A 25,435-nucleotide genomic window follows, 5' to 3' on the forward strand; every position below is an offset into this window, starting at 1 on the left:
CATGACGCTCATCTCCGCCCTGCGGCGGCTGTGGCGGCACGCCGCCTTCCGGCGACTGCTGACGCTCCGCATCCTCAGCCAGGCAGCCGACGGCACGCTGCAGGTGGGGATGGCGAGCTACCTGCTGTTCTCGCCGCAGTCCCAACCCGACGCGTGGGCCATCGCGGGCGTGCTCGCGCTGACGCTGCTGCCGTTCACCGTCATCGGGCCATTCGTGTCGCCACTGCTCGACCGCTGGTCGCGCCGCAACGTCGCCCTCTACTCCGACATCGTCCGCTCGCTCATCGCGCTCGTCCTCGGCGTCACGATCTTCAGCGGCGCGACCACAGGTGTCTGGGCCATCGTGCTGTACGGCGGCCTGCTCGTCGCGATGAGCATCAACCGGTTCATGCTGGCCGGCCTGTCCGCGGGCCTGCAGCACACCGTAGACGAGGACGAGTACCTGACCGCGAGCTCGATCGTGCCGACGGTGGGACCGATGGGTGTGGTGATCGGCGCCGTGCTGGGGTTCCTCGCCCGGTTCGCGTTCGGGGGCGTGCTGCCCTCGCACCAGGCCGACTCCGTGGTCTTCCTCTTCGCCGCCGTCCTGTTCGCCGGCTCGGTGCTGATCTGCCGCGGGTTCGCGTCCGACGCCCTCGGCCCGGATCGCGGGCGGACGCCGGACCTTTCGCCCGGCGCCGAGACGCCGAGGGGCCCGAGCGCTGTCCTCAAGGGGCTGTCCGACGCCTGGCGACACCTCCGTACGCGGCCAGTCGCCGCCGTCGCACTGAGCCTGATGGCGGTGACGCGGCTGCTGTTCGGGCTGCTCAGCGTCGCCGTGATCCTGGCCGCGCGGAACCTCTGGCACCCCGTCGACCAGCCCGCGCCCGCGCTGGCCGACATCACCCTCTGGGGCCTCTTCACCGGGGTCGGGTTCATCCTCGCCGCGCCGCTCGTCCCTGTGCTGGTGCGCCCGCTCGGCATCGGCCGGACCGCGCCGGCGCTGCTGGTCGCCGGCGCCGTCGTCACCGCCGCCGCTGCCTTCCTCCCCGCCAAGTGGCCGCTGTTCGTGCTGAGCTTTCTCACCGGCGTAGCCGTGCAGTCGTTCAAGATCTGCGTCGACACCATCGTCCAGGCGCACGTCGACGAGGGCTACAAAGGCCGCGTGTTCACCTTCTACGACATGGCGTTCAACGGCGCCTTCGTGCTCGCCGGCGTCGTCGCCGCCTACGTGCTGCCGCCCACGGGCCTGTCAATGGTCGCGTTCCTCGGCATGGCCGCGACCTACGCCGTCGGCGCCGTCGCCTTCCTTATCGCCAGAGGCCGTCTGGGCGCCGCCACGTTCGAGCGCGGCACGGAGGACCTGACCGCCACCGCTGGTTGAGCCGAGACGCGGTCGACTCCGTCGACGTGCCTCGGCTCAACCAGCGGTGCTCAGCCCGACTCAGCCATCGGCGGATCGAGCTGGAGGCGGCGTAGGCCGTCGCGGTCCTCGAGCAGCACCGAGGTCGTCCCGCCCCGGGAGGCAGGGAGGAACCGGATCGTCGCACTGACAAGGCCTTCGGTGGACAGCACGTCGGTGAGACGCGCGGCCAGCTCGTCGGAGAAGGACTCGCCCCGGTCGTCGCTGCCGATCAACTGCACGCTCGCACCCGCCTTCCGCGCCGCCGACACCGCGCGCGTCAGCTCCGGATGGCGGGGCAGGTCGCGGCGGAGGAGGTCGCGCGCCTCCTCGTTCGCCGCGGCGACCTCGGCGCGGAAGGCGTCGGTCACTGTTTCGCCCTCCGAGAGCCGCACCAGGAGTGGTTCCACCAACGCCGCGATCCGACGACGACGCTCCTGCTCGCTCTCGACCGCGCTCCGGACGTCACCCGTCTCCTCGACCGTCTCGACCTGCTCGCTGAGGGCCGCCGACTTGCCGCTGGAGAGGGAGAGGTTCGTCACCCGGATCACCCAGCACGCCGCGACACCCGCCAGCGCCTGCGCCAGGTTGTTCAGATGCTCGATCGGGGTGAAGCCCCTGCCTGTGCCCCAAAGCCACAGGGTGACGAGGAGCGCGCCGCCCGCGACGCTGCCGAGCACAGGGTGGCCGCGCGGGACCAGCAGCGCGCCGGCGAACGCAATCTGCATCAGCGTGAGCGTCACGTCAGCAGACCCGGCCGAGGCGATGACGAACGCCCCGCCCGCCACCGCTGCTCCCGCGGCGAGGCAGGCGTGGATCTGGGGAAGCCGCCCCGGCCGCCTGTTCGTCTCCAGCACCGTCACGACGACGATCGCCACCACCGCAGCCCAATGCGCAGGCGTCCACTGCTGAAGGGGCGGGAAACCGCCGCCGACGATCGACGACGCAAGGATCGCGCTCTGGCCGAGCAACAGCCCGGGACGCGCGAGCGGCCGAGAGAGGCCCGCGTCTAGCTGGTGGGTTGTGTCCATCGCACCTCCACCGTCGTCCCGTCGCTGCCACTCTCGATGGTCGCCGCGCCGCCGTCGAGCGTGCGCATGCGGCGCAGGATGCTTTCGCGGACGCCGAAGTGCCCCGGCGGGATCGTGGACGACTCGAACCCGGGGCCGTCGTCCGAGATCCGCACGCACAACGTTCCGTCCGCCGCGACGACCTCCCCGCGCCCGCCGCCCGCATGCCGGACCGCGTTCCGCGCCGCCTCCGCCGCCGCCAACCCCAGCACACCGGCCACCGCCGCCGGTATCGCCCCCTCCTGATGCGCCGACTCGACCGGCACCTCAGGAGCCGCCGACGACACCAGCGCCACGACCAACCGCGCCACGTCCTCAGACCTCAGGTACTCCGCGTCGTCGGGCCCGACGCCCGACCGCGCCCCCAGGTGCAGCGCCCGCAATGCCGCCGCGGCGCCCTGCCGGAGCTCCGGGGGAGGATCCCCCGGCAGCCGCAACGCCGCCGCGAAGGTGGAGAGCACCTCGTCGTGGATCATGCGCCCGTACTCGGCGGACTCCTCGGCGTCGGCCTTCGCCCTCGCCTCCTCCGCACGCAACTGGGCCGCCACCTTCCGCGTCTGATGCAGTTCCTTCATCTGCGCGCGCAGCAGCAGAACGAGCATCATGAGCATGATGCTGGACAGATGCATGAGCCCCAGCGACACCAAGCTCCGCGGCACCTCGCCCAAGAAGACCAGGGCCGACAACGACGGTGTCACCGCCATCCCGAAGAGCAACCCGATCACCGGCAGCGGGCGCACCGCCAACAGCATCAGGCCCAGGACCGCGGTGTCGAGCGTCCACACCGCCGGGACCGGCAGCGTGCCGGACACGCCGTTCCACGCCGCGCAGGTCAACAACAGCACCACGATGTACAGAAAAGGGAGCGCCGTCCAGACCGTGCGCAGCACCCTCGGCCGGATCCGCCTCCAGCCGATCGCGAGGACGGCGAAACCGACGGGAAAGATCAGGCACAGCACCTGCCACCACACGGCGAACTCCGGCATCTGGGCGACGAACATGCTGACGTTGAACACGGTGATTCCCAACCCGCAGAGGGAGATCCCCAACCCGAGCGTGCGGTCGACCGGGTTCCACGTCGTCGCGGCCACCTCGTCAGGTCTCCAGACCGGCCTCATGCGCGATGAGCACCAGCCCGACGCGGTCCCTGGCGCCGAGCTTGCTCAACAGCCTGCCGATGTGCGTCTTCACCGTGCCCTCCGCCATGTACAACCGCTGCCCGATCTCCTGATTATTGGCCCCGCGCGCCACCTCGACAAGGACTTCCCGCTCGCGCTCCGTGAGCGCCTCGAGGCGCGCGTCGGGTTCGGAGGTGAGCTTCGGCAGGAGACCGGCGAAGTGCGTGAGCAGCCGCTTCGTCGTCGACGGCGCCACGACGGCGTCGCCCGCGGCCACCGCCCGGATCGCGCCCAGCAGTTCGTCGGGCAAGGCGTCCTTCAGTAGAAACCCGCTCGCGCCGCCCCGCAGGGCGGCGAACACGTACTCGTCGAGATCGAACGTGGTCAGCACCAGCACCTTCGTGTCGACGCCCAGCTCAGAGATCCGGCGCGTGGCTTCCGTGCCGTCCATGATCGGCATCCGGATGTCCATGAGCACGACGTCGACCGGCCGCGATCGCACCATGGCGACGGCGTCGCGCCCGTTGTCGACCTCGCCTACGGCCTCCATGTCGTCGGCGGAATCGATCAGCATCCGGAACCCCGACCGCACCAGCGACTGGTCGTCGGCCAGCAGCACCTTGATCGTCATCTACTCGTCTCCCTTCAGCCAGCCGCTGCCGAGCGTCGCCGGCAACGGCAGGCGAGCCTGCACCTCAAAACCGCCGCCGGCACGCGGCCCGGCGCGGAAGTCACCGCCCATGGCCTGGACGCGCTCGCGCATGCCCCGCACACCCGAGCCGCGACCGTCGGACTTCGACAGCACACCGATGCCGTCGTCGCGCACCACGATCAGCACGTCCCGCGGCGCGTAGGCGATCTCGACGGTGGCGGTCGCCGTCGGCCCCGCATGCTTCAAGAAGTTCGTGACCGCCTCCTGCACCACCCGGAACGCGGCCAGCGACAGCGACTCCGGCAACACGTGCGGCTCGCCAGTCACCGTCAGCGTGATCCTTTCCCCGGCCGCCCGCACCAGCTCCGGCACCTGGCTGAGCGACGGCGCGGGCCCGAACGCCGGCGCCTCGTCCTCGCCGCGCATCACCGCGACGATCCGGCGCACCTCCGCGATCGACTTGCGTCCCGTGTCCGCGATCACGCCCAGCGCCTCGGCCGCCGCCTCCGGCCGCTTCTGCGTCAGCGCCTTCGCGCCCTCGGCTTGGACGACGATCACCGACAGCGAATGCGCCAACACGTCGTGCAGCTCCTGAGCCACCTCGGCCCGCGCGCGCCCCGCCGCCAACTCCGTCTCCTGCTCCGACTGCCGCTGCGCCGCTGTGAACCGTTCCGTCGCGATCTCGCGGTCGAGGGCGTCGCTCAGCTGCCGCTCCCGCATGAGGCGGCCGGCGAGGTAGGACAGCGCCGTCGTCGTGAAACACACGAGGACGAGCAGCGTCGTGCCGATGAACTGGTACCCGGCTTCCAGGCCGCGCGTCCATGTGATGGGCCCCGCGACGCTGCCCACCACCGCCATTGTCCCGACGGCGACCGCGGCCGTGAGGCGGTGATACCGGCCGACGCTGTACGCGACGATCGGCACGGCCACCAGCGCGGGCACGGGGATGTTGATGGTGAAGACCATGCCCAGCCCCGCAACCGTGATGAGGCCCAGTGCGGCGAGCGGCGCGACCCTGCGCAGCGCCACCGCCGCGCACATCGCCAGCGACCATCCGACGGCGCGCCACATCAGGTAGTCGTTCGGGATCGAGAAGACCGGGAAGAGGCCGCCGACGGCGAGCGCGGCGGCCAGCGCGACATCGCGAAGCAGCATGCGGCCGTCCTTCGACCAGCGGAAGTCCCGCATCGCCTCACTCCTTCGCCCGACTGCGCACACCGTCGCTCGGGTCAGGCGTGGGAGCGACAGGCATAGCCTATGTCCCGCGGTCCGGCTGCGGGTCAGACCGCCGTCGGCGCTTGCCGAATCAGGGTCAACCCTGGTCTGATTCCGGGCGTTTCCGGTGTCGGAGGCCGCGGGGGTCGGCTTAGGCTGACGACATGATTCGAAAGCTCTTCTGGGTGCTGGCGCTCGTCGCCATCGCGTGCACTGTGACCGGCGTCGTCGACAGTTCCGCGGCGCGCCGCCGCCGCGAGCTGTGGTCCGAGGCCACCGACTGATCTCGACCCACAGGTGGCTTCGGCAGGCCCCGGTCGACAGACTGGGGAAATGAGTTCGGAAACCGCGTCGCTCGCGTTCGTCGTCATCATCGGACCGCAGGCTTCGGGGAAGAGCACTCTCTCGTCGGCCCTTGCTGCGGAACTTCGCCGTCGGGGCGAATGGGTAGCGCTCGTCGAACTCGACCAGATTGCGGCGATGGCCCTCCCGACGCTTCCTGGGTGGGACACGGCGCACCGCATCTTCGAGACGGTCGTCAGTTCCTGGCTGCGCTCCGAGCTGACCTGCGTGGTGGCGGAGGGCTCGGGTTCGGCTGAGGAGGTGTTGGGGCTGCGGGCCCAGGCACCAGAGGGTGTCGTCCCGGTCACGGTGGCCACGACGAGTTCGTTTGACGTCGCGTTCTCGCGGGCCCAAGACGACCCGACGCGAGGAGTCTCGCGAGAACACGGCTTCCTCAGCGGGGTCTACGTGCGCTGGCCCGGCGAGTTGGCGGCCATCGCCCCAGACCTGGTGATCGACACGAGCACCGTCAGCGTCGACCAAGGTGTCGGCCTCATCCGGACGGCGATCGCGAAGGCGCGGGCCCGCCTAGCATAGGGACGCATGGCTGAGGGATACGACGACTTTGCGGCCGACTACGTCGCGGAGAACGATGCGAGTCTGCTGAACAACTACTACGAGCGGCCAGCCATGCTGGACCTCCTTGGTGACGTCGTCGGGCGTCGGATCCTCGATGTCGGTTGCGGCAGCGGCGCGCTGTCTGTCGCGCTGCGCGAACGCGGCGCGGAGGTCGTCGGGTTCGACGCCAGCGCGGCCATGATCGACGTCGCGCGCGAGCGGCTGGGGGACGAAGCCGACCTTCGGGTGGCCGACCTCGGCGATCCTCTGCCCTACAACGACGCGGCGTTCGACGACGTCGCCGCCTCACTCGTCTTGCACTACCTCCGCGACTGGCGGGAGCCTCTGGCAGAGTTGCGCCGCCTGCTCAAGCCCGGCGGTCGTCTTGTCGTCTCGGTCAACCACCCCTTCGTCTTCCCGTTCACCGTCGAGGGAGCGAAGTACTTCCCCATAGTGGAGTTCCCCATGGAAGTGACCGTCAACGGGCGAGAGGTGGTCCTTCATACCTGGCATCGACCTCTACACGCGATGGTGGATGCGTTCACGGAAGCAGGCTTCCGTATCATGACGATTGGCGAGCCCCCGGTCGCATCCGACACTCCCGACGAACTGCTCCCCCAGAACGGCGCGACCAGGTTCGTCTCGTTCATCTTCTTCGTCCTCGAGAGCTTGAGGCGTCCCGACTAGCGTCGAAGGCTTTGAGGTGCTCCGCCGGTCGGTCGCTTCCCGTCCGCCGGAGCTTCTGCTCAGAAGGATTTCCGGGTCGACTCGCGCCGGGTGCGCGGCTCAAGGAACGATCGCTCTGCGGCGGTCAGGGCTTCTGCCGACGCAGATAGTGCACGAAGGCGAAACCGTCGCGCTGTTCCCGGGCGATCTCCTGCCACTCCGCCGGCTCGACGGTCGGGAAGAAGACCGTCCCCGGGGCTTCCGCTTCCACTTCGGTAACGGCCAGTTCCGTGAGTTCCGGCCATGCCTCCAGGTAGATCTGGCCGCCGCCGGCGACATAGATCGTGTCGTCCAGCGAGCGGGCCAGGTCGAGCGCCGCTCCCAGGCTGGGCACCGCATAGCCGATGGCTCGGTCATCGGCGGGAAGCCCGACGCGTTCGGGGTGGGTAGTGACCACGATCGTCGTACGACCGGACAGCCACCGGCCGATGGCCTCGTGGGTGCGCCTCCCTACGATCATCGGATGGCCGTTCGTCACTCGCTTGTAGCGCGCCCAGTCCTCGGCAATCTGGAAGGGTTGGCCGTTGCCGTCTCCGATCACGCCGTTGGAGCCGACGATCGCGATGCCGATGATCCGCATCCGGGATGCCGCCAGCGCTAGTAGCCCAGCATCTCCTTGCGGACGGGGAGCCAGGCGATCGCGTCACGCACGGCCTCCTGCTCGCTCAGCTTGGCCTCCCAGCCGAGGACGTCGCGGGCCTTCGACGACACGGTGTAGACGCCGGCGACGTCGCCCGGGCGGGGCGGGCCGAAGGTGATCTTCAGTGGGTCGCCGGAGATGGCCTCGAACGACGCCGCGAGCTCCTTGACGGTCACGCCGTTGCCCGTGCCGATGTTGAACACCTGGTAGGCGTTGTCGGCCGTCGCGGCGTCGAAGCCCTCAATGGCGGCGACGTGGGCCTTCGCCAGGTCCCAGACATGGATGAAGTCGCGGATGCCGGAGCCGTCTCGAGTGGGCCAGTCGACGCCGGTGACAGTGAACGTCTCGCCGTTCGACCAGGCCTCGAGCAGCTTCGCCAGCACGTGCGACGGCTTCTCCAGCTGCTGACCCGAGCGCAGCTGCGGGTCCGTGCCGATGGGGTTGAAGTAGCGCAGGCTCAGCACCTTCACGGCGCTCGCTTTCGTGAAGTCCTCAAGGATCAGCTCGACCATGAACTTCGTCCGCGCGTACGGCGACCCCGGCTGCAGCGGCGACGCCTCCGTCACGACGAAGTTCTCGTCCGGCGCATAGATCGACGCCGACGAGCTGAACAGGAACCGCGGCACGTTGTTGCGCTCCAGCGCCTTCAGCAGCGTGACGGTCTTCGACACGTTGTTCTCGTAATAGCCCAGCGGATCGGACACGGACTCGGGCACGACGATCTTCGCGGCGCAGTGCACCACGGCGTCGATGCGGTGCTCGGCGAAGATCCGGTCGAGGAGCGCGTCGTCGGCGATGTCGCCGTCGTAGAGGACACGGTCGCCGACGAACTCCCGCCGGCCGGTCGAGAAGTCGTCGAGGATGACGACCTGATGGCCCGCATCCTCGCAGGCCGACGCGACTGTGCTTCCGATGTACCCGGCACCGCCGGTGATGAGGACGAGCATCTGCTTCCTTCTCTCAAGGGTCGCTCTCATCCTAGATGAGTCCAGTGGTTTCAACACGAGTCACGGTCGACTTCGTGATCGTGCTTCGCACTGCAACGCCTTCCTTGGCCTCGGCAGTCGAGCAAGCTCGACTGCCCTCGGCCTTCGTCGGCGTGGATGTGCCCCGCCTCCGCCGGATTGAGCCAGGCCGCTGCGCGCAGCGCCGTGCCTGCGTCGAAATCAACCAGCGATCGGCCATCGGCTCGATCAGTGGTCGCCCTCTGCCGATCAACAGGTTCGGGTTGTCTCGGTCGAGTCCGTCAACTGAGTGACGAAACCTGCCGAGACAGCGAGTCAACTCGCCAGGTAGAGGTCGAGGGCGCGGCGCATCACATCCGATGCGCTGACGTGGTCTTGCGCCGCGCGCGCCCTGATCGCTGCGGCGCGAGACTGATCCAGCCGGACGGTCACGGTCTGCGCTGCCTCCTTCTTGCCGACGGTGCGAGGCCGGCCAACTGGACGCACCCGCACTCCGGGACACCCCGCCTCCGCGTTCGCCACGAGGCGTTCGATGACCTCGTCGGTCACAGGCACCCCATCGATGATTCCCCAGATGCCGTCGTCCGGTCGGCGTGCAATCAAGTCGTCGTGTTCGCTCATCGTCCCCTACCCCTTTCCACCAAATCGATCATGTGCTGACGCGCCGCCATCGCGTGGATGATCAGGACCCGTTGTTGGCCGAACACCAAGGCGATCAGATCCACGGGCATACCTGTTGTACTGTCGAACCCGATTCGGAGCAGACGTTGAGGTTCGGCATCGTCGAGTTGGCACTCGAGCTGCCCACCGGATACCCATGCTGCGTGGACTCGGGACGCGGACAGCCCGTGCTTCAGTGCCGACTGATGCACGGTCGATCGCGCATAAATATCGTAACACGAATTCTCTTCTGGTTCGAAGGCCCGCATATCAGCGTTATGTCCAAAGTAGGGTCAGATCCACCACCTCCGAGCAGATCTGTGGACAAGTTCCCCTGGCGACCCGCGCGACGGTCCCGAGACGTGCGGGGCACCGGGTAGCTCAACTAGCCTTCGGCGGCGGGGTGGAAGCGGCGGGCGAGGAGCGCGGCGACCCAGACCGCCGCCGCGGTGACCGCCGCGGCCACGCTCGTGATCACGATCCGCTGCATGTCGCCGACGTACAACTCGGTCCCCTCGAACGTGAGCAGGATCACCGAGACGGTCACCACCGTCGTGTACAGCCAATAGGCCGCGCCGCCCAAGAGGAGAGGAACCGACAGGAGCGTCGCGGCGACGCCGAGCAGCGTCGCTCGCACCTCGCCAGGGACGAGCGTGGCGAGCACGGCCGCCGCCGTGCCGCCAAGGATGGTTCCGAGGATGCGGCCGTTGATCTTCTGGGCGGTGTCGGCGTGGGCCGGCTGCAGGATCATCGCGATCGTCATGACCGCCCACCAGGCGTTCGTGCCGCGGAACCACACCAGGCACACAAGGGTGAACGCGCCGCACAGCACGGCGAGGATCGTTCCGTACGGCAACGTCGTCGGCCCGACGACGGGAGGAAGCCGCACACCTCGCAGTATCACGGCGGTGGCTCCAACCGCCCACAAGCTGGCGAGAAGGACCATCCCAGCGAGAAGGAAAGCCGTGGTCGCCAGTGGCAGATGCGAGCCGAGAACGTGAAGAACCCGCGAAGGATCGACGAGCAGGTAGGCGGTGAACGCGATCGTTGACGCCCCGATCGGATGCAGCCCCCGCGGCGACAACGCACCCGTCGCGAACGCCAACGCCACCACCAGCGCGGTGCCGAGCACGGGCAACAGCGCGCCCGAGCCGGTGGTGAACACCGCCACAACAGCGACGACGACGCTCGCACCGCCCGCGGTGAGCATCGCCCTCGGGCCGGACGCCGCGGCGGAAAGGGTCGGCAGCATGCCCAGCACCAGGATTCCCGTCGCAGCCGATGCCGACGACAGCGACAGCGCCACAACCGGCAACAGCGCCACGAGGACGGTCGCCATCACCCGCGGGAGGAGATTCTGCGGCGGTTGTCCCATGAGGGAAGGGTAATAGGGTCGAGGCATGAGCGCGCGCATTGAGAAGGTCCTGACCGCCGGGAACTCCGACCCCGCCGGACCGCCCATCCACGAGAACAACACGTGGCTGATCGGCGACGATACGGAGGTCGTCGTCATCGACCCGGCCCACGACGCCGACGCCGTCGATGAGGCGGTGGACGGCCGCCGCGTCGTCGCGGTGCTGATCACGCACGGCCACTGGGACCACGTCCGCGAAGCCGCGCTGTTCGCCGCCCGGCACGGCCTCGTCGCGCGGATGAACCCCTCGGATCAGTTCCTCTGGGCCGATGAACTCGACGACGCGCCTTTCGACGCCCTTGCCGACGGCGAGCGCGTCGCCGTCGCCGGGGTCGAGGTGGTCGCGATGCACACCCCCGGGCACACGCCGGGATCGACGTCGTTCCTGGTCGTCGGCCCGGTGAAAGGCGCGCCAGGCGTGGTGTTCACAGGCGACACGCTCTTCCCCGGAGGCCCGGGAGCGACGAGATGGGGGTACTCGAGCTTCGACCAGTTGCTGTCGTCGATCGCCGACACGCTGTTCGTGCAGCCTGCGGACACCGTCGTCCACCCGGGCCACGGGGCGTCGACGACGATCGGCGCCGAGCGCGAGCACCTAGATGAGTGGCGCGCCCGGGGTTGGTAACCCGCTGGGGCGTCGCTGCCCGGATGAGTATGTCTAGTCGAGCGCCATGGAAATTTGACGCACAGTTGCCCTCTTTGTGCTCGATTGGGCACAGAAGGGGCCTCCATGCGTCAAAACTCCATGGACTGTTGCGGCCAAACCAGGGGAGGCGGGGCTCAACCCGGCGGCGCGGCTTAACCCGCGGTGGTGCGCGGGGTGGTGAACTGGCGGGCGACCAGGCCGATCAGTTCGGTGATGCGGCAGCTGCGGGGCGCGGCGAGGTCGTCGCCCCAGAGGAAGCTTGCGTCGTGAAGGGCATCGAAGATGTCGATCAGGTCGTCGACGCTTGCGAGGGGCTCGAGGCCCAGGCGTTCGGCGGCGGCATCGAGCACGGCCGCGAACTGCGGACGAAGCTCCTGGCGGAGGATGGCCAGCCGACGCTGCAGCGCCGGGTCGCGGCGGCCGCGCAGGCGGATCTCGAGCGTCGTCGTGTAGGCCTCAGGGGAGACCATCTTGACCGCGAGCAGGCGGTTGATGGCGTCGTCGAGGCCGATCCCCTCGGGCAGGTTCGCGACGTCGGCCTGAAAACGCGCCATCGTCGCCCGATGCGTTTCCTCTAACAGGGCGAGGATCAGCGCGTCCTTGTCCTCGAAGTTCGAGTAGAACGCACCGCGGGTGAAGCCCGCCGCCTCCGAGATCTGCTCGACGCTCGTGGCGTCGATCCCATGACGCGCGAACTCGCCCACCGCCGCCTGGATGAGCCGTCGACGCGTCGCCTCCCGGCGCGGCGTGGTCTCTGACATACCCCCACCCTATCGCTCCCGATACAGAGTTGCATCGAAACCGATACAAGGTTGTATGCTCAGGTTGGATTCAGTTCTGTATCGAAACCCAGGGGGCAAGATGTCAGCCACGCTCTACGCGCTCGGCCGCTGGTGCTACCGGCACCGCCTCACCGTGATCGCGGTCTGGTTCCTGCTCCTCGCCGTGCTCGGCGGCGCAGCCGCGGCCTGGTCCGGGTCCTTCCAGAACTCGTTCGAGATCCCCTCATCGAAGTCCCAGGAGGCACTCGACAGGCTCCGCATGACCTTCCCGCAGGGGGCGGCGCTGTCCGCGATGACGATCGTCGTCGCGCCCGAGGGGCGCACCGTCGACGACTACCGCGCGGAGATCGAGAACGCCGTCGACCAATTCGACAAGCTCCCCGAGACAGAGTCCGTCACCTCGCCCTGGAACGAATACGTCGACGGACTGGTGTCCGACGACGGCCGCGCCGCCATCATCCAGATGAGCCTTGACACGGGTCCCGCGCCGTCGGCGGAGGACCTCCAGCCGATGACCGACGTCGCCAGCGCACTCGAGGCGGCGATGCCCGCGGGCAGCCAGGTCAGCATGGGCGGCGAGGCGTACAACATCGAGCTGCCGCACCTCAGCATCATCGAAGGCGTCGGCCTGATCGTCGCGCTGGTGGTGCTGACCGTCGTGCTCGGCTCGCTGGTCGCCGCCGGCCTGCCGCTGCTCACCGCCATCGCCGGCGTCGGCGTCGCCATGGCCCTCATGCTGCTGCTCACGCGCGTGTTCGATATCAACTCCACCACGCCGCTGCTGTCGATCATGCTCGGCCTAGCCGTCGGCATCGACTACGCGCTGTTCATCCTCTCGCGCCACCGTGACCAGCTCCGCGACGGGCTCGAGCCCGAGGAGTCCGCCGGCCGCGCCGTCGGGACGAGCGGCTCGGCAGTGGTCTTCGCCGGCCTGACCGTGTTCATCGCACTGCTCGGGCTGAGCGTCGCCAACATCCCGTTCCTCACCGTGATGGGCATCTTCGCCGCGATCACCGTCGCGTTCGCGGTGATCATCGCGCTGACCCTGCTTCCCGCGCTGATGGGCGTGCTGGGCGCACGGATGACGCCGAGGCCGAAGCGGAGCCGGTCAAGGAAGAACCCTTCGAGACGGGCTCCTTCGTCGCCCTCCTCAGGGAACGATGAAAGGCCGCGCGCCTCAGGGAATGGGGCGTTTTCGTGGTGGGTCGGAGTGACGACACGGCACCCGGTCGTGACCATCGTCGCTGTCGTCGCCGCGCTCGGGGCGCTCGCCATCCCGACGGTGGGGCTGCAGGTCTCGCTGCCGAACGCGGGTCAGCAGGCGGCCGGGTCGCCGGCGCGCGTCGCGTACGACCTACTCGCGGAGCACTTCGGGCCCGGCGTCAACGGGCCGCTCATCGTCACCGCCGACATCATCGGCAGCACCGACCCGCTCGGGGTCGTCGCGGGTATCAAGGAGGACATCGAGCAGATCCCGGGCGTCGCGTCCGTGCCGCTCGCCACGCCCAACCAGAACGCCGACACCGCTCTGATCCAGATCGTGCCCACCACCGGACCCGACGACCCCGCCACCGCCGACCTCGTCGCCGCGCTGAACGACCACGAGGGCCAGTGGCGGGAAGAGTTCGGCGTCGACACCTACGTGACAGGCATCACCGCCGTCCAGATCGACATCAGCGAGAAGCTCACCGCCGCGCTGCTCCCGTTCGGCGTCCTCGTCGTCGGGCTCTCGCTCGTGCTGCTCGCCGCCGTTTTCCGCTCCGTCTGGGTGCCGGTCAAGGCGACGGTGGGGTACCTGCTGAGCGTCGGCGCGGCATTCGGTGCCACCGCGCTGGTGTTCAACCAAGGCGTTCTGCGGCAGGTGATCAACCTCGAGAAACCGATGCCGGTGATCTCCTTCCTGCCCATCCTCCTGATGGGCATCCTGTTCGGCCTCGCCATGGACTACGAGGTGTTCCTCGTCAGCCGCATCCGCGAGGAGTACGTGCATGGCAAGGAGCCGGTCGAGGCCATCCGCAGCGGCTTCGTGGCCTCCGGCCCCGTCGTCGCCGGTGCCGCCGTGATCATGTTCGCGGTGTTCGCGTTCTTCGTCCCCCAAGGCATGTCGTCGATCAAGGCCATCGCCTTCGCGCTGTCGGTGGGCGTCGCGATCGACGCGTTCCTCATCCGCATGACGCTGGTGCCTGCCGTCATGACGCTGCTCGGCGAGCGCGCCTGGTGGCTGCCGCGGTGGCTCGATCGCCTGCTACCGACGTTCGACGTCGAGGGCGAGGTGCTCACCAAGGAGGTGGCGCTGAAGGACTGGCCGGGCGACGGCTCGCTCGTGCTGGCCGACGGCCTCACCGTCGATGGTGTCGTCGGCCCCATCGATCTTCGGCTCGTCGCTGGCAACGTCATCGGCCTCGTCGGGCCGGTGCGCACCCGCACGGGCGCCGCGCTTGCCCTGAGCGGTCGGCTGGAGACGTCGGCAGGTCGTGCCCGCGTCGCCGGCGCGCTGCTCCCCGAGGGCGCGAGCCGCGTCCGCCGCCGGGTGAGCTACATCGACCTGGCTGCCGAAGACGGACTCGCCGTCCTTGCGAGCACCCACGGCGGCTCGGTGGTCTTCGTCGATTCGGTCGAGCTCGCCGACACCCCGGAGGCCAAGGCGCTGGTCGTCGACCTCGTCTCCCGCATCCGCCAAGACGGTGCCGTGGTGCTGTGCGCCGCGCACGAGGAACAGCTCGAGGGGTTCGCCATCGACGGGGCCTATGCCCCGCTCGCCGCCCACTACGAGGGGAGCTTCGCGTGAGCCTCCACACCTATCGCGAGGAGCCTCGCATGAAGCCCCGCACCACCGTCTCCTGGCCGGCGATCGTCGCGTTGGCCCTCGGGCCGCTGCTCGTCGTCGGCCTGCTGCTCGGGCTGAGCCGTCCCGAGAACAAGGCCGTCAGCGCCGCCGTCGTGAATCTCGACGAGGCGGTGACGGTCGGCGGGCAGCTCGTCCCGATGGGTCGCCAGCTGGCCGCGGCGATGATCGAGAAGGACGAGAAGGTCGACTGGACCCTCGCCGACGCGCCGTCCGCCGCGGCGGGCCTCCGCTCCGGCGCCTACTCCGCCGTGGTGACCATCCCCAAGGGCTTCTCGGCCGCGGCCACCTCGTTCTCCGCGAACGACGCCGCTACCGCCGAGCAGGCCACGATCGACGTCAAGGTGGGCGCCAACGCGCCGGTCACCGATGCGCAGGTCGCCGAGCAGGTCTCGCGGCTCGCCGTCGGCACCATCAACGCGACCCTTACCGAGGGCTACCTCGACGGCATCTACGTCGGCTTCAACACCGTCGGCGAGCAGTTCACCACCATCGTCGACGGCGCAAGCCAACTCCACGACGGCACCACGAAGCTCGCCAGCGGCGCAAAGGAGGCGTCGCAGGGCATCAACCAGCTTTCGGCGGGCCTCGGGCAGCTCGCCGACAACGGGCCGAAGCTCGTCGACGGCGGCAACAAGCTGGTCGACGGCATCGGGCAGTTGGGCACCGGCGCGGGCAAGCTCGCCGACGGCGTAGACGAGTTCGCCGCCCAGACCCCGAAGCTCGTCGACGGGGTCGGCCGGCTCGCGGACGGCGCCGACCAACTGCTGAGCCAGGTCCCCGCCTACGCCGACGGTGCCGCGCAGGCCATCGGGGGAGTGAGCGGCCTCCGCAAGGGGCTCGACCAGATGCTCGACGGCCTCGAGTCTGCCGAGACCGACACCAGCGGGCTCGACCAGCTCGCCGCCGGGGCGAAGCAGGTCGCGGGCGGTGCCGCGGGCCTCAGCGGAGGTCTCGAGCAAGTCGACTCCACACTGAAGGGCCTCGCCAAGGACCCGGTGAGCATGCCCGACGAGGCGGCAACCCAGGCCGCCACGAGCGTCGCCATGCAGTACTTCGGCTGCGCGGACGATCCGACGACGCCCGAGTGCCAAGGCACCATCCAGGTGCTGAAGGGTGTCATGCAGGACACGTTCTCCTCCGGCTTCGCCGCGGGAGTCGGTGCGGGGTCGACGGCGCTCAACACCGCCGACCCGGCCTCTGGCACGACCCTCCTCCAAGGCGCCGCACAGCTCGCTGGGGGAGCTGACCAGCTGGCCGACGGCGTCGGCCAGCTCGCCACCGAGCTCCCGAAGCAGACGGAGGCCCAGCTCGGCCAACTCATCGACGGGCTGACGCAGCTGCGCGACGGCGCGGCGACGCTGGAGAAGAAGGCGAAGCCGCTCGTCGACAACGCCCCGGCACTCGGTGACGGCGCAACCCAGCTCCTCGACGGCATCACGCAACTCGACCGCCAAGTGGGCGCGCTGCCCGCCGGCGTGAACCAGCTGGCCGACGGCGCGCGCCAACTCGCCGACGGGGTCGGCGAACTCGGGAAGGGTGCGGGCACGTTCGTCGACGGCGTCGAGAAGTACACCGACGGCGCGTCTCAGGCAGCCGACGGTGCCAAGCTCGCCGCCGATGGCATCTCGCAGCTGGCCGACGGCGCCGCGGAGCTCGACGAGGGTGTCGGCACCTTCGCCACCGAGCTCGCCAAGGGCGCCGACCAGGTCCCCAGCTACTCGCAGGCCGACCGCGAGCGGCTTTCCACCGTCGTCGCCTCGCCCATCGAGCGCGCCGACGGCGTGATCACCTCCGACGCGGTGCCGCTCGTCTCGCTCCTGCTCACCGTCGGGCTGTGGCTGGGCGCGTTGGCGGGCTTCGTCGTGTCGCGCCCGGTGCCGCGGGACGTCGTGGCGTCGCGGGCGAGCAGCGTCGCACTGTGGGCGCGCACCGTGTGGCTCCCCCTCGCCATCCTCGCGGCGCAGGGCGTCGTGCTCGGCCTGATCGGCGGCGTGATCCTCGAGGCAGGCGCCGCGCGCACCCTCGGCCTCGCCCTGCTGCTCGCCGCCGTCGGCGTGTCCTTCGGTCTGGCCAACCATGCACTGGCCGCGTGGTTCGGCAACGTCGGCCGCGCGATCGCCGGGCTGTTGGCCGCGGCGACGGTGGCGCTAGGGCTGTCATCGTCGGTCGGCTGGCTGTCCCCGCTGGGCGCCGTGTCGCCGCTGCACAACGCGTTCCTGCTTGTGCGGACCTGGCTGTCCGGGGGGACCGGCGAGATCGGCCTGGCAACGGTGGCGCTGCTGATGGCAGCGATCGCCGGGATTGTCTCACTTGCCTCCATTGCCACGCGCAGAAAGCTGACAGCCCGTCAGTTCGTGAGCGCCGCCTGATTGGTTTGTGTACGCGCGGTATCGGATAAGTGCAGCGCGACGCCCCCGCGCTGCACGATCGTGCATTGGTCTTGCAAAGACGTGCAAGCCACGGTTGGCTAGTCGAAAGGCGGCACTTCCCCGCGGACAGACGTGCCCACGGTGGGCGCTATCAGCTGACATAGCCGTCAGGAACGGAGCAACACTCATGTCATTGGGAGTCATCTTCCTCTCTGAGGTCGTCGGCACGGCCATGCTGACCCTTCTGGGTTGCGGCGTCGTCGCCAACACCGCGCTGGCCAAGACGAAGGGCAACGGCACCGGCTTCCTCTTCGTCAACTGGGGCTGGGGTCTCGCGGTCTTCGCGGGCGTCCTCGTCTCCTATAAGTCGGGCGGCCATCTGAACCCGGCCGTCACGCTCGGCGTCGTCGCCTCGGGCGCCGAAAACTTCGTGGACGGCATCCCGGTCGGCGCCGGCTCGATCCTCACCTACCTCGGTGCCGAGATGGTCGGCGCGTTCATCGGCGCCGTCCTCTGCTGGCTTGCCTACAAGCAGCACTTCGACAAGGAGACCGACGCCGCCACCAAGCTCGGCGTGTTCTCGACTGGCCCCGCCATCCGCAACTCCGGCTGGAACCTGGTCACTGAGGCCATCGCGACCTTCGTGCTCGTCTTCGTCGTCCTCGCCTCCGGCAACTTCACCGGCAGCAATCCGACGCCGGCCGCGAACCTCGGCTGGCTCGGCGCCCTCGGCGTCGCTCTCCTCGTCGTCGGCATCGGCGCCTCCCTCGGTGGCCCGACCGGCTACGCCATCAACCCCGCCCGCGACCTCGGCCCGCGCATCGCGCACGCCATCCTTCCCATCAAGGGCAAGGGCGGCTCGGACTGGGGCTACTCCTGGATCCCGGTCGTCGGCCCCATCATCGGCGGCGTCGTCGCAGGCCTCGTCTCCGGCGTGCTCCTGCCCGCCTAACCAACCAACCCCATCACAAGGAAGTGAGCATTCATGGCTGACAAGTACGTACTGGCAATCGATCAGGGCACGACGAGCTCTCGTGCGATCGTCTTCGACCACGCGGGCACCATCGTGTCCGTGGGGCAGAAGGAGCACGAGCAGATCTTCCCGCGCGCCGGCTGGGTTGAGCACAACCCGCTCGAGGTGTGGGAGAACGTCCGCCTGGTCGTCGCAGAGGCGCTCAGCAAGGCGTCGCTGAAGAACACCGACATCCACGCCGTCGGCATCACGAACCAGCGCGAGACCACCGTCGTCTGGGACAAGACGACGGGCGAGCCCGTCTACAACGCCATCGTGTGGCAGGACACCCGCACCGGCAAGATCGTCGACGAACTCGGCGGCGACATCGGCCAGGACCGCTACAAGGACCGCGTCGGCCTCCCGCTGGCCACGTACTTCTGTGGCCCGAAGGTCAAGTGGATCCTCGACAACGTCGAGGGAGCCCGCGAGCGCGCCGAGGCAGGCGATCTCGTCATGGGCACCATGGACACCTGGGTGCTGTGGAACATGACAGGTGGTGTCGACGGCGGCGTGCACGTCACCGACGTCACCAACGCCTCGCGCACCATGCTGATGGACCTCAAGACCCTCGACTGGGATCCGGAGATCGCCGCGGACATGAGCATTCCGCTGTCGATGCTGCCGGAGATCAAGAGCTCCGCGGAGGTCTACGGCGAGGGTCGCGAGCAGGGTCTGCTCACCGGTGTCCCGATCGCGGGCATCCTCGGCGACCAGCAGGCAGCCACCTTCGGTCAGGCCTGCTTCGAGGCCGGCATGGCGAAGAACACCTACGGCACCGGCAACTTCATGATCATGAACACCGGCACCGAGATCGTTCCCTCCAAGAACGGCCTGCTCACGACGGTCTGCTACAAGATCGGCGACAACGCGCCGATCTACGCGCTCGAGGGTTCGATCGCCGTCACCGGCTCGCTGGTGCAGTGGCTGCGCGACAACCTGCGCATGTTCGACTCGGCCCCCGAGATCGAGACCCTCGCGGCCTCCGTCGAGGACAACGGCGGCGCCTACTTCGTGCCGGCGTTCTCGGGCCTGTTCGCCCCGTACTGGCGCTCCGACGCCCGCGGTGCGATCGTCGGCCTGACGCGCTACGTCAACCGCGCGCACATCGCGCGGGCTGTGCTCGAGTCGACGGCCTACCAGACCCGTGAGGTCCTGGACGCGATGGAAGCCGACTCCGGCGTGAAGCTGGCAGAGCTCAAGGTCGACGGCGGCATGACCGCCAACGAGTTGCTGATGCAGTTCCAGGCCGATCAGCTCGGCGTCGATGTCGTGCGTCCGGTCGTCGCGGAGACGACGGCGCTCGGCGCCGCCTACGCCGCGGGCATCGCCACCGGCTACTGGGCGGGCGAGCAGGACGTCATCGACAACTGGGCCGAGGCGAAGCGCTGGAAGCCCGAGGGCGAAGAGGGCGAGCGCGAGCGTCTCTACCGCAACTGGAAGAAGGCCGTCACGCGGACCTTCGACTGGGTTGACGAGGACGTCGAGCAGGGCTGAACAACAGCTGGTTGAGCCACCGCATGAGGCGCTAGCCGAGTCGGTGTGTCGAAACCAGAGAACCGGCGCCAGTCCATGGACTGGCGCCGGTTTGTTGGTTTCGCTCAAAAGTTACGTCCATTGGTAACGACCACGACGGCTCGCTAGCGCTCGCGCGTCGGCTCAACCAGCGTTCAACACCTCGACCAGCAGTTAGCGTTGGCGCATGGCTTTTCGTGAACTCTCCTCCGGCTGGAAGCTGCTCCATATCGGCGGGGACATCCCCGCCGCGTACGCCGCCGTCGGGGGGCGGGACATCCCCGCGACCGTGCCCGGCGTCGTCCACACCGACCTGCTCGACGCGGGGCTGATCCCGGACCCGTACGTCGACGACAACGAGTCCGCGCTGGCCTGGATCGGGTACTGCGACTGGGGCTACGAGACCACCTTCACGCACGTCCCTGACGGTGAGGAACGCCACGACCTGGTGGCCGACGGGCTCGACACCATCGCCACCGTGCTGCTCAACGGCGTCGAGGTCGCGCGGACGCGGAACCAGCATCGCAGCTACCGCTGGCGCGTCGACCACCTCCTGTGCGAGGGCGAGAACACGCTCCGCGTCGAGTTCGCCTCGCCCGTCCACTACGCCCGCGAGCGCGAGGAGGCGCTCGGCGCGCGTCCGTGCTCGTACGAGTACCCCTACAACACGATCCGCAAGACCGCCTGCAACTTCGGCTGGGACTGGGGGCCGGCGGTGGTCACCTCCGGCATCTGGAGGCGCATCGGCATCGAGAGCTGGTCCGGCGTGCGGATCGCGTCGGTGCGGCCCGTCGTCGGCATCGACGGCGACGCGCGCAGGGTAGATGTGCACGTCGAGCTCGAGTGGGGCGATGACCCGTCGCTGATCGTCGATGTCGACGCGGCCGTGGCGGGCGCCTCCGCGCGTGCGACGCTGTCCCCGGCGAGCGGTGCGTCGGCGGTGCTGCCGCTCCGCGCGGTCGACGCGGATCTCTGGTACCCCCGCGGCCACGGCGAACAGCCCCGCTATGAGCTGTCCGTCACCGCGGGGAGCGTCGACGCATGGAGCAGGAAGATCGGGTTCCGCACCGTCGCCATCAACACCGACGCGGACCGCAACGGCACCGCGTTCGTCATCCTCGTCAACGGCGAGCCGATCTACATCCGTGGCGCCAACTGGATCCCCGAGGACACATTCTTCCCGCGTATCACGCGCTCCCGCCTCGCGGAGCGGTTCGCCGACGCCGTCGAGGCCAACATGAACCTGCTCCGCGTGTGGGGCGGTGGCCTCTACGAGTCCGACGACTTCTACGACCTGGCCGACGAGCTGGGCATCCTGGTGTGGCAGGACTTCCTGCTCGCCTGCGCCGCCTACGCGGAGGACGCTGAGCTATGGGACGAGTTCGAAGCCGAGGCGCGCGAGAACGTCACCCGCCTGTCGACGCATCCCAGCCTCATCATCTGGAACGGCAACAACGAGAACTTCATGGGCTTCGCCAGTTGGGGCTGGCGGCCGCAGCTGAACGGCCTCACGTGGGGCGACGGGTACTACCAGGAGCTGTTCCCGCGCGTCGTCGCCGAGCTCGCTCCGACGACGCCCTACTCCCCGGGCAGCCCGTACAGCTTCAGCCCTTACTTCGACCCGAACGCGGCCGCGCACGGCACCATGCACATCTGGGACGTGTGGGGCAGCCTGGACTACAGCGCCTACCGCAACCACACGCCGCGATTCGTCTCCGAGTTCGGGTTCCAGGGCGCGCCCGCGTGGTCGACGCTGTTCTCAGTGGTACACGACGAGCCGGCCGATCCGTACGGCCCCACGATGCTCGTCCACCAGAAGGCCCCGGAGGGCAACCTCAAGCTGGAGCGTGGCTTTGGAGAACACATCGCGAAGCCGGGGTCGATCGAGGACTGGCACTGGGCGACCCAGCTGAACCAGGCGCGCGCCGTCCGGTTCGGCCTTGAGCACTTCCGCTCGTTGCACCCGCTGAACCAGGGCGCGGTCGTGTGGCAGCTCAACGACTGCTGGCCCGTCATCTCGTGGGCCGCCGTCGATAGCCACGGCCACCGCAAACCGCTGTGGTACGCACTGCGTGATGCCTACGCGGAGCGGCTGGCCACCATTCAGCCGCGCGATGGCGTCCCCGCGCTTGTCCTGCACAACGACACCGACGACGAATGGACCGCCGGCGCGCACGCCCGCGTCCTGACCTTCGACGGGCGCGAGGTGGCGGGAACTTCCCTGAACCTCAGCGTCGCGGCCCGGTCGTCGTCGACCTTCGCGCTCGACGTCCCCGCGCTCGACGTCTGCGCGCTGGGTGATTTCGACGCGGGTTTCCAGCTCATCGTCGTCGACCTGTCGACGGGGGAGCGGGCCTTGTGGTACTTCTCGGAGGACCTCTGGCTGGTCCTCGACCCGGCCGCGGCGGTCGCCACGGCGGAGGTGGTCGACGGCGGCTACCTGGTGACCGTGTCGGCGGCGACGCTCGCGAAGGACGTCACGCTGCTGGTCGACAAGGTGCACCCCGACGCGAAGGTCGATCGCGGCCTCGTGACCCTGCTCCCCGGTGAGACGGCCGAGTTCCGCGTCACTGCGCCCGAGGGCCTCGACCCCGCACTGTTCGCTTCGTCGGACGTCGTCCGGAGCGCGAACGACCTGGTTCCCACCGTTCCTTGAGCCGGGCGGCGGCTCCTTCGTCGCCGTTGCCCGGCTCAAGGAACGATAAGGGGCCGCGGACTGATGTCCGCGGCCCCTTGCTTGGTGCCGTTGGGCGCCGATCAGCCGTTGCTTGCCTCGTCGGCCGCCTTCAGGATCTCCAGGTACTGGTCGAGGCCGGCACCCTTCAAGGAGTTGACGTAGGCATCCCAGTCGCCGTCGGCGTTCGGGTCGGCGTTGCCGAGCGCGAAGTTGGTCTGACCCTGCTTCCGCGCGTTGCCGATGTTCACACGCAACTCGCCGATTTGCGCGGCTTGTTCGGCCGTGAAGAAGGGATCCATGAAGTACTCCTCGACCGGCGAGGCGAACGGCTCGTAGATGCGACCTGCGCGGTACAGCGAGGGCTCGATCGAGGAGCTCTCGTCGGTGAACTCGCCGTGGCGCACGTCCATGACCTGGTTGTACGGACCCATCTCCCACCATCCGTCGTTGTCCGCGCCGGACTTGAGCCTCTTGTAGACCGCCTGGCGGCCGTCGATGCCGAGCTCGCCCTCCGTGGCCCAGGTCCAGAGCTCGTCCTGCTTGGCACCGAGGCGCATGTTGAGCGTGCCTATGAGGCCGGTTTGGTAGTCCGCCCAGCGGATGAGCTCCTCGGGGTTCCGGGTGGAGCTGGTCAGGATCAGACCGACGGCGTTGCCCGGGGTGTGATCCCAGCTGACGTACGCGTTGCCGTCCGGGCCGGTCACTGGCGGGAGCGGCTCGAACTCCGTCCAGCGGGCGCCGGGCTCGTAGATGATGTCGGTGAAGGTGCCCTGCGAGCCGCCGGGAAGGATCGCGGCCGTCGGGGCGCCCGGGGCCATGCCCACGCGCTTGAGCTGATCGGCGTTCTGAGAGAAGCCGTTCTTGTCGATCAGCCCCTCCTTCACGAACCGATTGGCCACCTTCAGCGTCTCCCGGTATCCGTCCTCGATGGCGGTGTACGAGATGGCTCCGTCCTTGCGACGCAGGAAGTCGGTGCCGATGTTGAGGTGTGCGGCCGAGAGGAGACCCAGCGGCGGGTAGTCGATGTAGCCGCTCATCGGCGTGACGCCGGCCGCCTTCAGCTCCCTCATCATGGCCTCTAGGTCGTCGAGCGTCTTGACGCTCTCGAGCTTGATGCCGGTCTTCTCGAGCGTCGGTCCGTGGATCCAGGTGCGCTGCTCCGCCGACTTGCAGTGGTAGCACTGGTTGACCGCCGGGAACATGTACATCTTGCCGTCAGGGGCCGTCATGACCTTGCGCAGGTCCGGGTACTGCGAGAACAGGTTCATCAGTTCCGGTGCGTAGGTGTCGACGAGCTCATCCAGAGGCATGAACATGCCCTGCGAGCCGTACGCCCAGATCTGCGAGCGGGAGAAGCCGCCCATCCAGAGGGGGCCGAGCATGAAGGCGTCGGGCAGGTCGCCGGACGACATCATCGCGTTGATCTTCGGTGCGCCGTCGTCGCCGGCCGGCACGATCTCGTACTTCACCTTGACGCCGGTGACCTCTTCGAGGTGCTTCGAGAAGGTGTTGTCGCCGTCGACGTTCTGGTTCGGGAAGCTGCGGGTGACGATGCGGTACTCGGTGGAGCCGTCGCCGAACTTCTCGAACTGACGGGCGAGGGGTCCGACGTAGCCATCGGGGTAGAGGACGCCCTCGACCTCGGGGCCGAGTTGGATCTTCAACTGGGCGGAGCCGGGCACGTACTCGCCGGGGGCAGGGGCACCCGAGGTGCCGCCGCCCGGGCCGGGGGTAGGGGTGTTGCCGCCACAGGCGCTGAGCCCGGCGACGCCTGCGACGGCTACGCCGCCGAGGAGGAAGGAGCGGCGGCCGACTCTGGTCTGCGCCAGGGGATTGTTGAACACGATGGGTTCCTTTCAGTGGTTGTGGCGGAGGTGCCTGAGTCTCAGAAGAGGCCGCTCTTGGTGGTGCGGTTCGCGAACCAGTTGACGATGAGCAGGAGGACCAGGCCGACGACGCTCTTGAAGAGGCCGATGGCCGTCGCGTAACTGAACTGCGGGATGGGCGATTTCAGGCCTACCTCGTAGACGTAGGTGTCGATGACCTGGGAGACGGTCAGGTTCAGCGGATTCTGGAGGAGGAGGACCTTCTCGAAGCCCGTGCTCAGGATGCTGCCGACGCTCAGGATCAGAAGGATGACGGCGATCGGCATGATCGAAGGAAGGTCGATGTGGACGATGCGCTTGAACAGCGACGCGCCGTCGACCTTCGCGGCCTCGTGGAACTCCGGCGGGACGGAGCTCAGCGCCGCCAGGTACAAGATCGCGGAGAAACCCGCCGTCTGCCAGATGCCGGACCAGACATAGATGTGCCGGAACCAGCCCGGATCGGTGAGGAAGTTCGGCGGGTCGATGCCCATGGCCTTGAGGACGTTGATGACGATGCCCATCTGCGGGTCGAGCATCATGAACACGATGCCGACGACGACCACCACGGAGAGGAAGTTGGGAGCGTAGGTGATCAGCTGCACCGACCGGCTGAGGTACTTCTGGCGCAGCGCGTTCAGAGCCAGCGCCAGGATGATCGGGACGGGGAACCCGGCGATCATCTCGTAGAGGGCCAGCGCGATGGTGTTCCACATCAGCGGCCAGAAGTTGTTCGCCGAGAAGAAGCGTTCGAACTGGGCGAACCCGATCCACGGGCTGCCCGTGATGCCCTGGACGGGAGAGAACTCCTTGAAGGCAATCTGCAGGCCGTACATGGGCAGGTAGGCGAACAGGATGAGCCAGACGAGGCTGGGGATTAGCAGTGCGTACAGCTGCCAGGACCTGAGGATCCGACGATACATCGGTACCTCGGGGTTCGGGGTTGCGCCGCCGAGGGCCGCGAGGGTCTTCTTCTTCAT

Annotated in this window: 21 protein-coding genes; 9 read left to right on the forward strand and 12 right to left on the reverse strand. The window is 68.6% G+C overall.

Annotated elements, in window-relative coordinates; translation table 11 throughout:
• Window position 1: 1 nt before the first annotated feature.
• Complete coding sequence (locus IPJ61_RS14670; RefSeq protein WP_297109079.1) at window positions 2-1,363, forward strand: MFS transporter; 1,362 nt, start codon at window positions 2-4, stop codon at window positions 1,361-1,363.
• Window positions 1,364-1,413: 50 nt separating this feature from the next.
• Here IPJ61_RS14670 and IPJ61_RS14675 read toward each other — a convergent pair whose 3' ends face one another.
• Genes IPJ61_RS14675 through IPJ61_RS14690 form a run of 4 tightly spaced genes read right to left on the reverse strand, consistent with a single transcriptional unit; the run spans window position 1,414 to window position 5,409 of the window.
• On the reverse strand, window positions 1,414-2,412 hold the full coding sequence (locus tag IPJ61_RS14675; protein ID WP_297109082.1) for a hypothetical protein: 999 nt from the start codon (window positions 2,410-2,412) through the stop codon (window positions 1,414-1,416).
• Entirely contained in the window at window positions 2,391-3,569 is a 1,179-nt protein-coding gene (locus IPJ61_RS14680; protein ID WP_297109085.1) for an ATP-binding protein, read from the reverse strand. The genes IPJ61_RS14675 and IPJ61_RS14680 overlap by 22 nt, the downstream gene beginning before the upstream one ends.
• Window positions 3,547-4,200: a response regulator transcription factor gene (locus tag IPJ61_RS14685; protein ID WP_297109088.1), complete on the reverse strand. Its 654-nt coding sequence runs from the start codon at window positions 4,198-4,200 to the stop codon at window positions 3,547-3,549. Before IPJ61_RS14685 ends, IPJ61_RS14680 begins: the two co-directional genes overlap by 23 nt.
• A complete protein-coding gene (locus tag IPJ61_RS14690; protein WP_297109091.1) occupies window positions 4,201-5,409 on the reverse strand; it encodes a sensor histidine kinase in 1,209 nt (402 codons plus the stop codon).
• A 360-nt stretch (window positions 5,410-5,769) separates the two neighbouring features.
• Between IPJ61_RS14690 and IPJ61_RS14695 the strand changes: the two genes are divergently transcribed.
• Window positions 5,770-6,315 (forward strand): nucleoside/nucleotide kinase family protein, encoded by a 546-nt coding sequence (locus tag IPJ61_RS14695; RefSeq protein WP_297109094.1) that lies wholly within the window; start codon window positions 5,770-5,772, stop codon window positions 6,313-6,315.
• A gap of 6 nt (window positions 6,316-6,321) precedes the next feature.
• Window positions 6,322-7,023 carry a class I SAM-dependent methyltransferase gene (locus IPJ61_RS14700; protein ID WP_297109096.1) on the forward strand — a complete coding sequence of 234 codons (702 nt, stop codon included), beginning with the start codon at window positions 6,322-6,324 and terminating at the stop codon, window positions 7,021-7,023.
• Window positions 7,024-7,147: 124 nt separating this feature from the next.
• Here the strand turns inward: IPJ61_RS14700 and IPJ61_RS14705 are convergent, their stop codons facing one another.
• From IPJ61_RS14705 to IPJ61_RS14725, 5 genes are all read right to left on the reverse strand, one after another.
• On the reverse strand, window positions 7,148-7,642 hold the full coding sequence (locus IPJ61_RS14705; RefSeq protein WP_297109099.1) for a dihydrofolate reductase: 495 nt from the start codon (window positions 7,640-7,642) through the stop codon (window positions 7,148-7,150).
• A 17-nt stretch (window positions 7,643-7,659) separates the two neighbouring features.
• Window positions 7,660-8,649, reverse strand: a complete 990-nt coding sequence (gene galE, locus IPJ61_RS14710; protein ID WP_297109102.1) for a UDP-glucose 4-epimerase GalE — start codon at window positions 8,647-8,649, stop codon at window positions 7,660-7,662.
• A gap of 333 nt (window positions 8,650-8,982) precedes the next feature.
• On the reverse strand, window positions 8,983-9,288 hold the full coding sequence (locus tag IPJ61_RS14715; RefSeq protein WP_297109104.1) for a ribbon-helix-helix protein, CopG family: 306 nt from the start codon (window positions 9,286-9,288) through the stop codon (window positions 8,983-8,985).
• Window positions 9,285-9,596 carry a hypothetical protein gene (locus tag IPJ61_RS14720; RefSeq protein WP_297109107.1) on the reverse strand — a complete coding sequence of 104 codons (312 nt, stop codon included), beginning with the start codon at window positions 9,594-9,596 and terminating at the stop codon, window positions 9,285-9,287. Before IPJ61_RS14720 ends, IPJ61_RS14715 begins: the two co-directional genes overlap by 4 nt.
• Window positions 9,597-9,712: 116 nt before the next feature.
• Window positions 9,713-10,702, reverse strand: coding sequence for an FUSC family protein (locus IPJ61_RS14725; protein ID WP_297109110.1), 990 nt, complete (start codon window positions 10,700-10,702; stop codon window positions 9,713-9,715).
• A gap of 25 nt (window positions 10,703-10,727) precedes the next feature.
• Between IPJ61_RS14725 and IPJ61_RS14730 the strand changes: the two genes are divergently transcribed.
• Window positions 10,728-11,366, forward strand: coding sequence for an MBL fold metallo-hydrolase (locus IPJ61_RS14730; RefSeq protein ID WP_297109113.1), 639 nt, complete (start codon window positions 10,728-10,730; stop codon window positions 11,364-11,366).
• A 173-nt stretch (window positions 11,367-11,539) separates the two neighbouring features.
• On the opposite strand, the gene IPJ61_RS14735 is transcribed toward IPJ61_RS14730, so the two are convergent.
• Window positions 11,540-12,148: a TetR/AcrR family transcriptional regulator gene (locus IPJ61_RS14735; protein ID WP_297109115.1), complete on the reverse strand. Its 609-nt coding sequence runs from the start codon at window positions 12,146-12,148 to the stop codon at window positions 11,540-11,542.
• A 100-nt stretch (window positions 12,149-12,248) separates the two neighbouring features.
• Between IPJ61_RS14735 and IPJ61_RS14740 the strand changes: the two genes are divergently transcribed.
• The 5 genes from IPJ61_RS14740 to IPJ61_RS14760 all read left to right on the forward strand — a co-directional run bounded on the left by IPJ61_RS14740 (window position 12,249) and on the right by IPJ61_RS14760 (window position 22,569).
• The gene (locus IPJ61_RS14740; RefSeq protein ID WP_297109118.1) at window positions 12,249-14,957 is read left to right on the forward strand and encodes an MMPL family transporter; all 2,709 of its coding nucleotides are present in this window, start codon (window positions 12,249-12,251) and stop codon (window positions 14,955-14,957) included.
• Window positions 14,958-14,986: 29 nt separating this feature from the next.
• Entirely contained in the window at window positions 14,987-17,386 is a 2,400-nt protein-coding gene (locus IPJ61_RS14745) for a YhgE/Pip domain-containing protein (RefSeq protein ID WP_297109121.1), read from the forward strand.
• A 187-nt stretch (window positions 17,387-17,573) separates the two neighbouring features.
• Window positions 17,574-18,338 carry an MIP/aquaporin family protein gene (locus IPJ61_RS14750; protein WP_297109124.1) on the forward strand — a complete coding sequence of 255 codons (765 nt, stop codon included), beginning with the start codon at window positions 17,574-17,576 and terminating at the stop codon, window positions 18,336-18,338.
• Between the two features lie 33 nt (window positions 18,339-18,371).
• Window positions 18,372-19,895, forward strand: coding sequence for a glycerol kinase GlpK (glpK, locus tag IPJ61_RS14755; protein ID WP_297109127.1), 1,524 nt, complete (start codon window positions 18,372-18,374; stop codon window positions 19,893-19,895).
• A gap of 205 nt (window positions 19,896-20,100) precedes the next feature.
• Entirely contained in the window at window positions 20,101-22,569 is a 2,469-nt protein-coding gene (locus IPJ61_RS14760) for a glycoside hydrolase family 2 protein (protein WP_297109128.1), read from the forward strand.
• Between the two features lie 101 nt (window positions 22,570-22,670).
• Here the strand turns inward: IPJ61_RS14760 and IPJ61_RS14765 are convergent, their stop codons facing one another.
• Window positions 22,671-24,434, reverse strand: a complete 1,764-nt coding sequence (locus IPJ61_RS14765) for an extracellular solute-binding protein (protein WP_297109131.1) — start codon at window positions 24,432-24,434, stop codon at window positions 22,671-22,673.
• A 41-nt stretch (window positions 24,435-24,475) separates the two neighbouring features.
• Entirely contained in the window at window positions 24,476-25,435 is a 960-nt protein-coding gene (locus IPJ61_RS14770) for an ABC transporter permease (protein WP_297109135.1), read from the reverse strand.

This window comes from Tessaracoccus sp. (genome assembly GCF_016714275.1).
In the GTDB taxonomy this organism is placed as follows: domain Bacteria; phylum Actinomycetota; class Actinomycetes; order Propionibacteriales; family Propionibacteriaceae; genus Arachnia.

Bases quoted from the DNA above. Each gene is read 5' to 3' on its own strand.
- IPJ61_RS14670 (WP_297109079.1), top strand. From the start codon at position 2: ATGACGCTCATCTCCGCCCTGCGGCGGCTGTGGCGGCACGCCGCCTTC.
- IPJ61_RS14675 (WP_297109082.1), bottom strand. From the start codon at position 2,412: ATGGACACAACCCACCAGCTAGACGCGGGCCTCTCTCGGCCGCTCGCG.
- IPJ61_RS14680 (WP_297109085.1), bottom strand. From the start codon at position 3,569: ATGAGGCCGGTCTGGAGACCTGACGAGGTGGCCGCGACGACGTGGAAC.
- IPJ61_RS14685 (WP_297109088.1), bottom strand. From the start codon at position 4,200: ATGACGATCAAGGTGCTGCTGGCCGACGACCAGTCGCTGGTGCGGTCG.
- IPJ61_RS14690 (WP_297109091.1), bottom strand. From the start codon at position 5,409: ATGCGGGACTTCCGCTGGTCGAAGGACGGCCGCATGCTGCTTCGCGAT.
- IPJ61_RS14695 (WP_297109094.1), top strand. From the start codon at position 5,770: ATGAGTTCGGAAACCGCGTCGCTCGCGTTCGTCGTCATCATCGGACCG.
- IPJ61_RS14700 (WP_297109096.1), top strand. From the start codon at position 6,322: ATGGCTGAGGGATACGACGACTTTGCGGCCGACTACGTCGCGGAGAAC.
- IPJ61_RS14705 (WP_297109099.1), bottom strand. From the start codon at position 7,642: ATGCGGATCATCGGCATCGCGATCGTCGGCTCCAACGGCGTGATCGGA.
- galE (WP_297109102.1), bottom strand. From the start codon at position 8,649: ATGCTCGTCCTCATCACCGGCGGTGCCGGGTACATCGGAAGCACAGTC.
- IPJ61_RS14715 (WP_297109104.1), bottom strand. From the start codon at position 9,288: ATGAGCGAACACGACGACTTGATTGCACGCCGACCGGACGACGGCATC.
- IPJ61_RS14720 (WP_297109107.1), bottom strand. From the start codon at position 9,596: ATGCGGGCCTTCGAACCAGAAGAGAATTCGTGTTACGATATTTATGCG.
- IPJ61_RS14725 (WP_297109110.1), bottom strand. From the start codon at position 10,702: ATGGGACAACCGCCGCAGAATCTCCTCCCGCGGGTGATGGCGACCGTC.
- IPJ61_RS14730 (WP_297109113.1), top strand. From the start codon at position 10,728: ATGAGCGCGCGCATTGAGAAGGTCCTGACCGCCGGGAACTCCGACCCC.
- IPJ61_RS14735 (WP_297109115.1), bottom strand. From the start codon at position 12,148: ATGTCAGAGACCACGCCGCGCCGGGAGGCGACGCGTCGACGGCTCATC.
- IPJ61_RS14740 (WP_297109118.1), top strand. From the start codon at position 12,249: ATGTCAGCCACGCTCTACGCGCTCGGCCGCTGGTGCTACCGGCACCGC.
- IPJ61_RS14745 (WP_297109121.1), top strand. From the start codon at position 14,987: ATGAAGCCCCGCACCACCGTCTCCTGGCCGGCGATCGTCGCGTTGGCC.
- IPJ61_RS14750 (WP_297109124.1), top strand. From the start codon at position 17,574: ATGTCATTGGGAGTCATCTTCCTCTCTGAGGTCGTCGGCACGGCCATG.
- glpK (WP_297109127.1), top strand. From the start codon at position 18,372: ATGGCTGACAAGTACGTACTGGCAATCGATCAGGGCACGACGAGCTCT.
- IPJ61_RS14760 (WP_297109128.1), top strand. From the start codon at position 20,101: ATGGCTTTTCGTGAACTCTCCTCCGGCTGGAAGCTGCTCCATATCGGC.
- IPJ61_RS14770 (WP_297109135.1), bottom strand. From the start codon at position 25,435: ATGAAGAAGAAGACCCTCGCGGCCCTCGGCGGCGCAACCCCGAACCCC.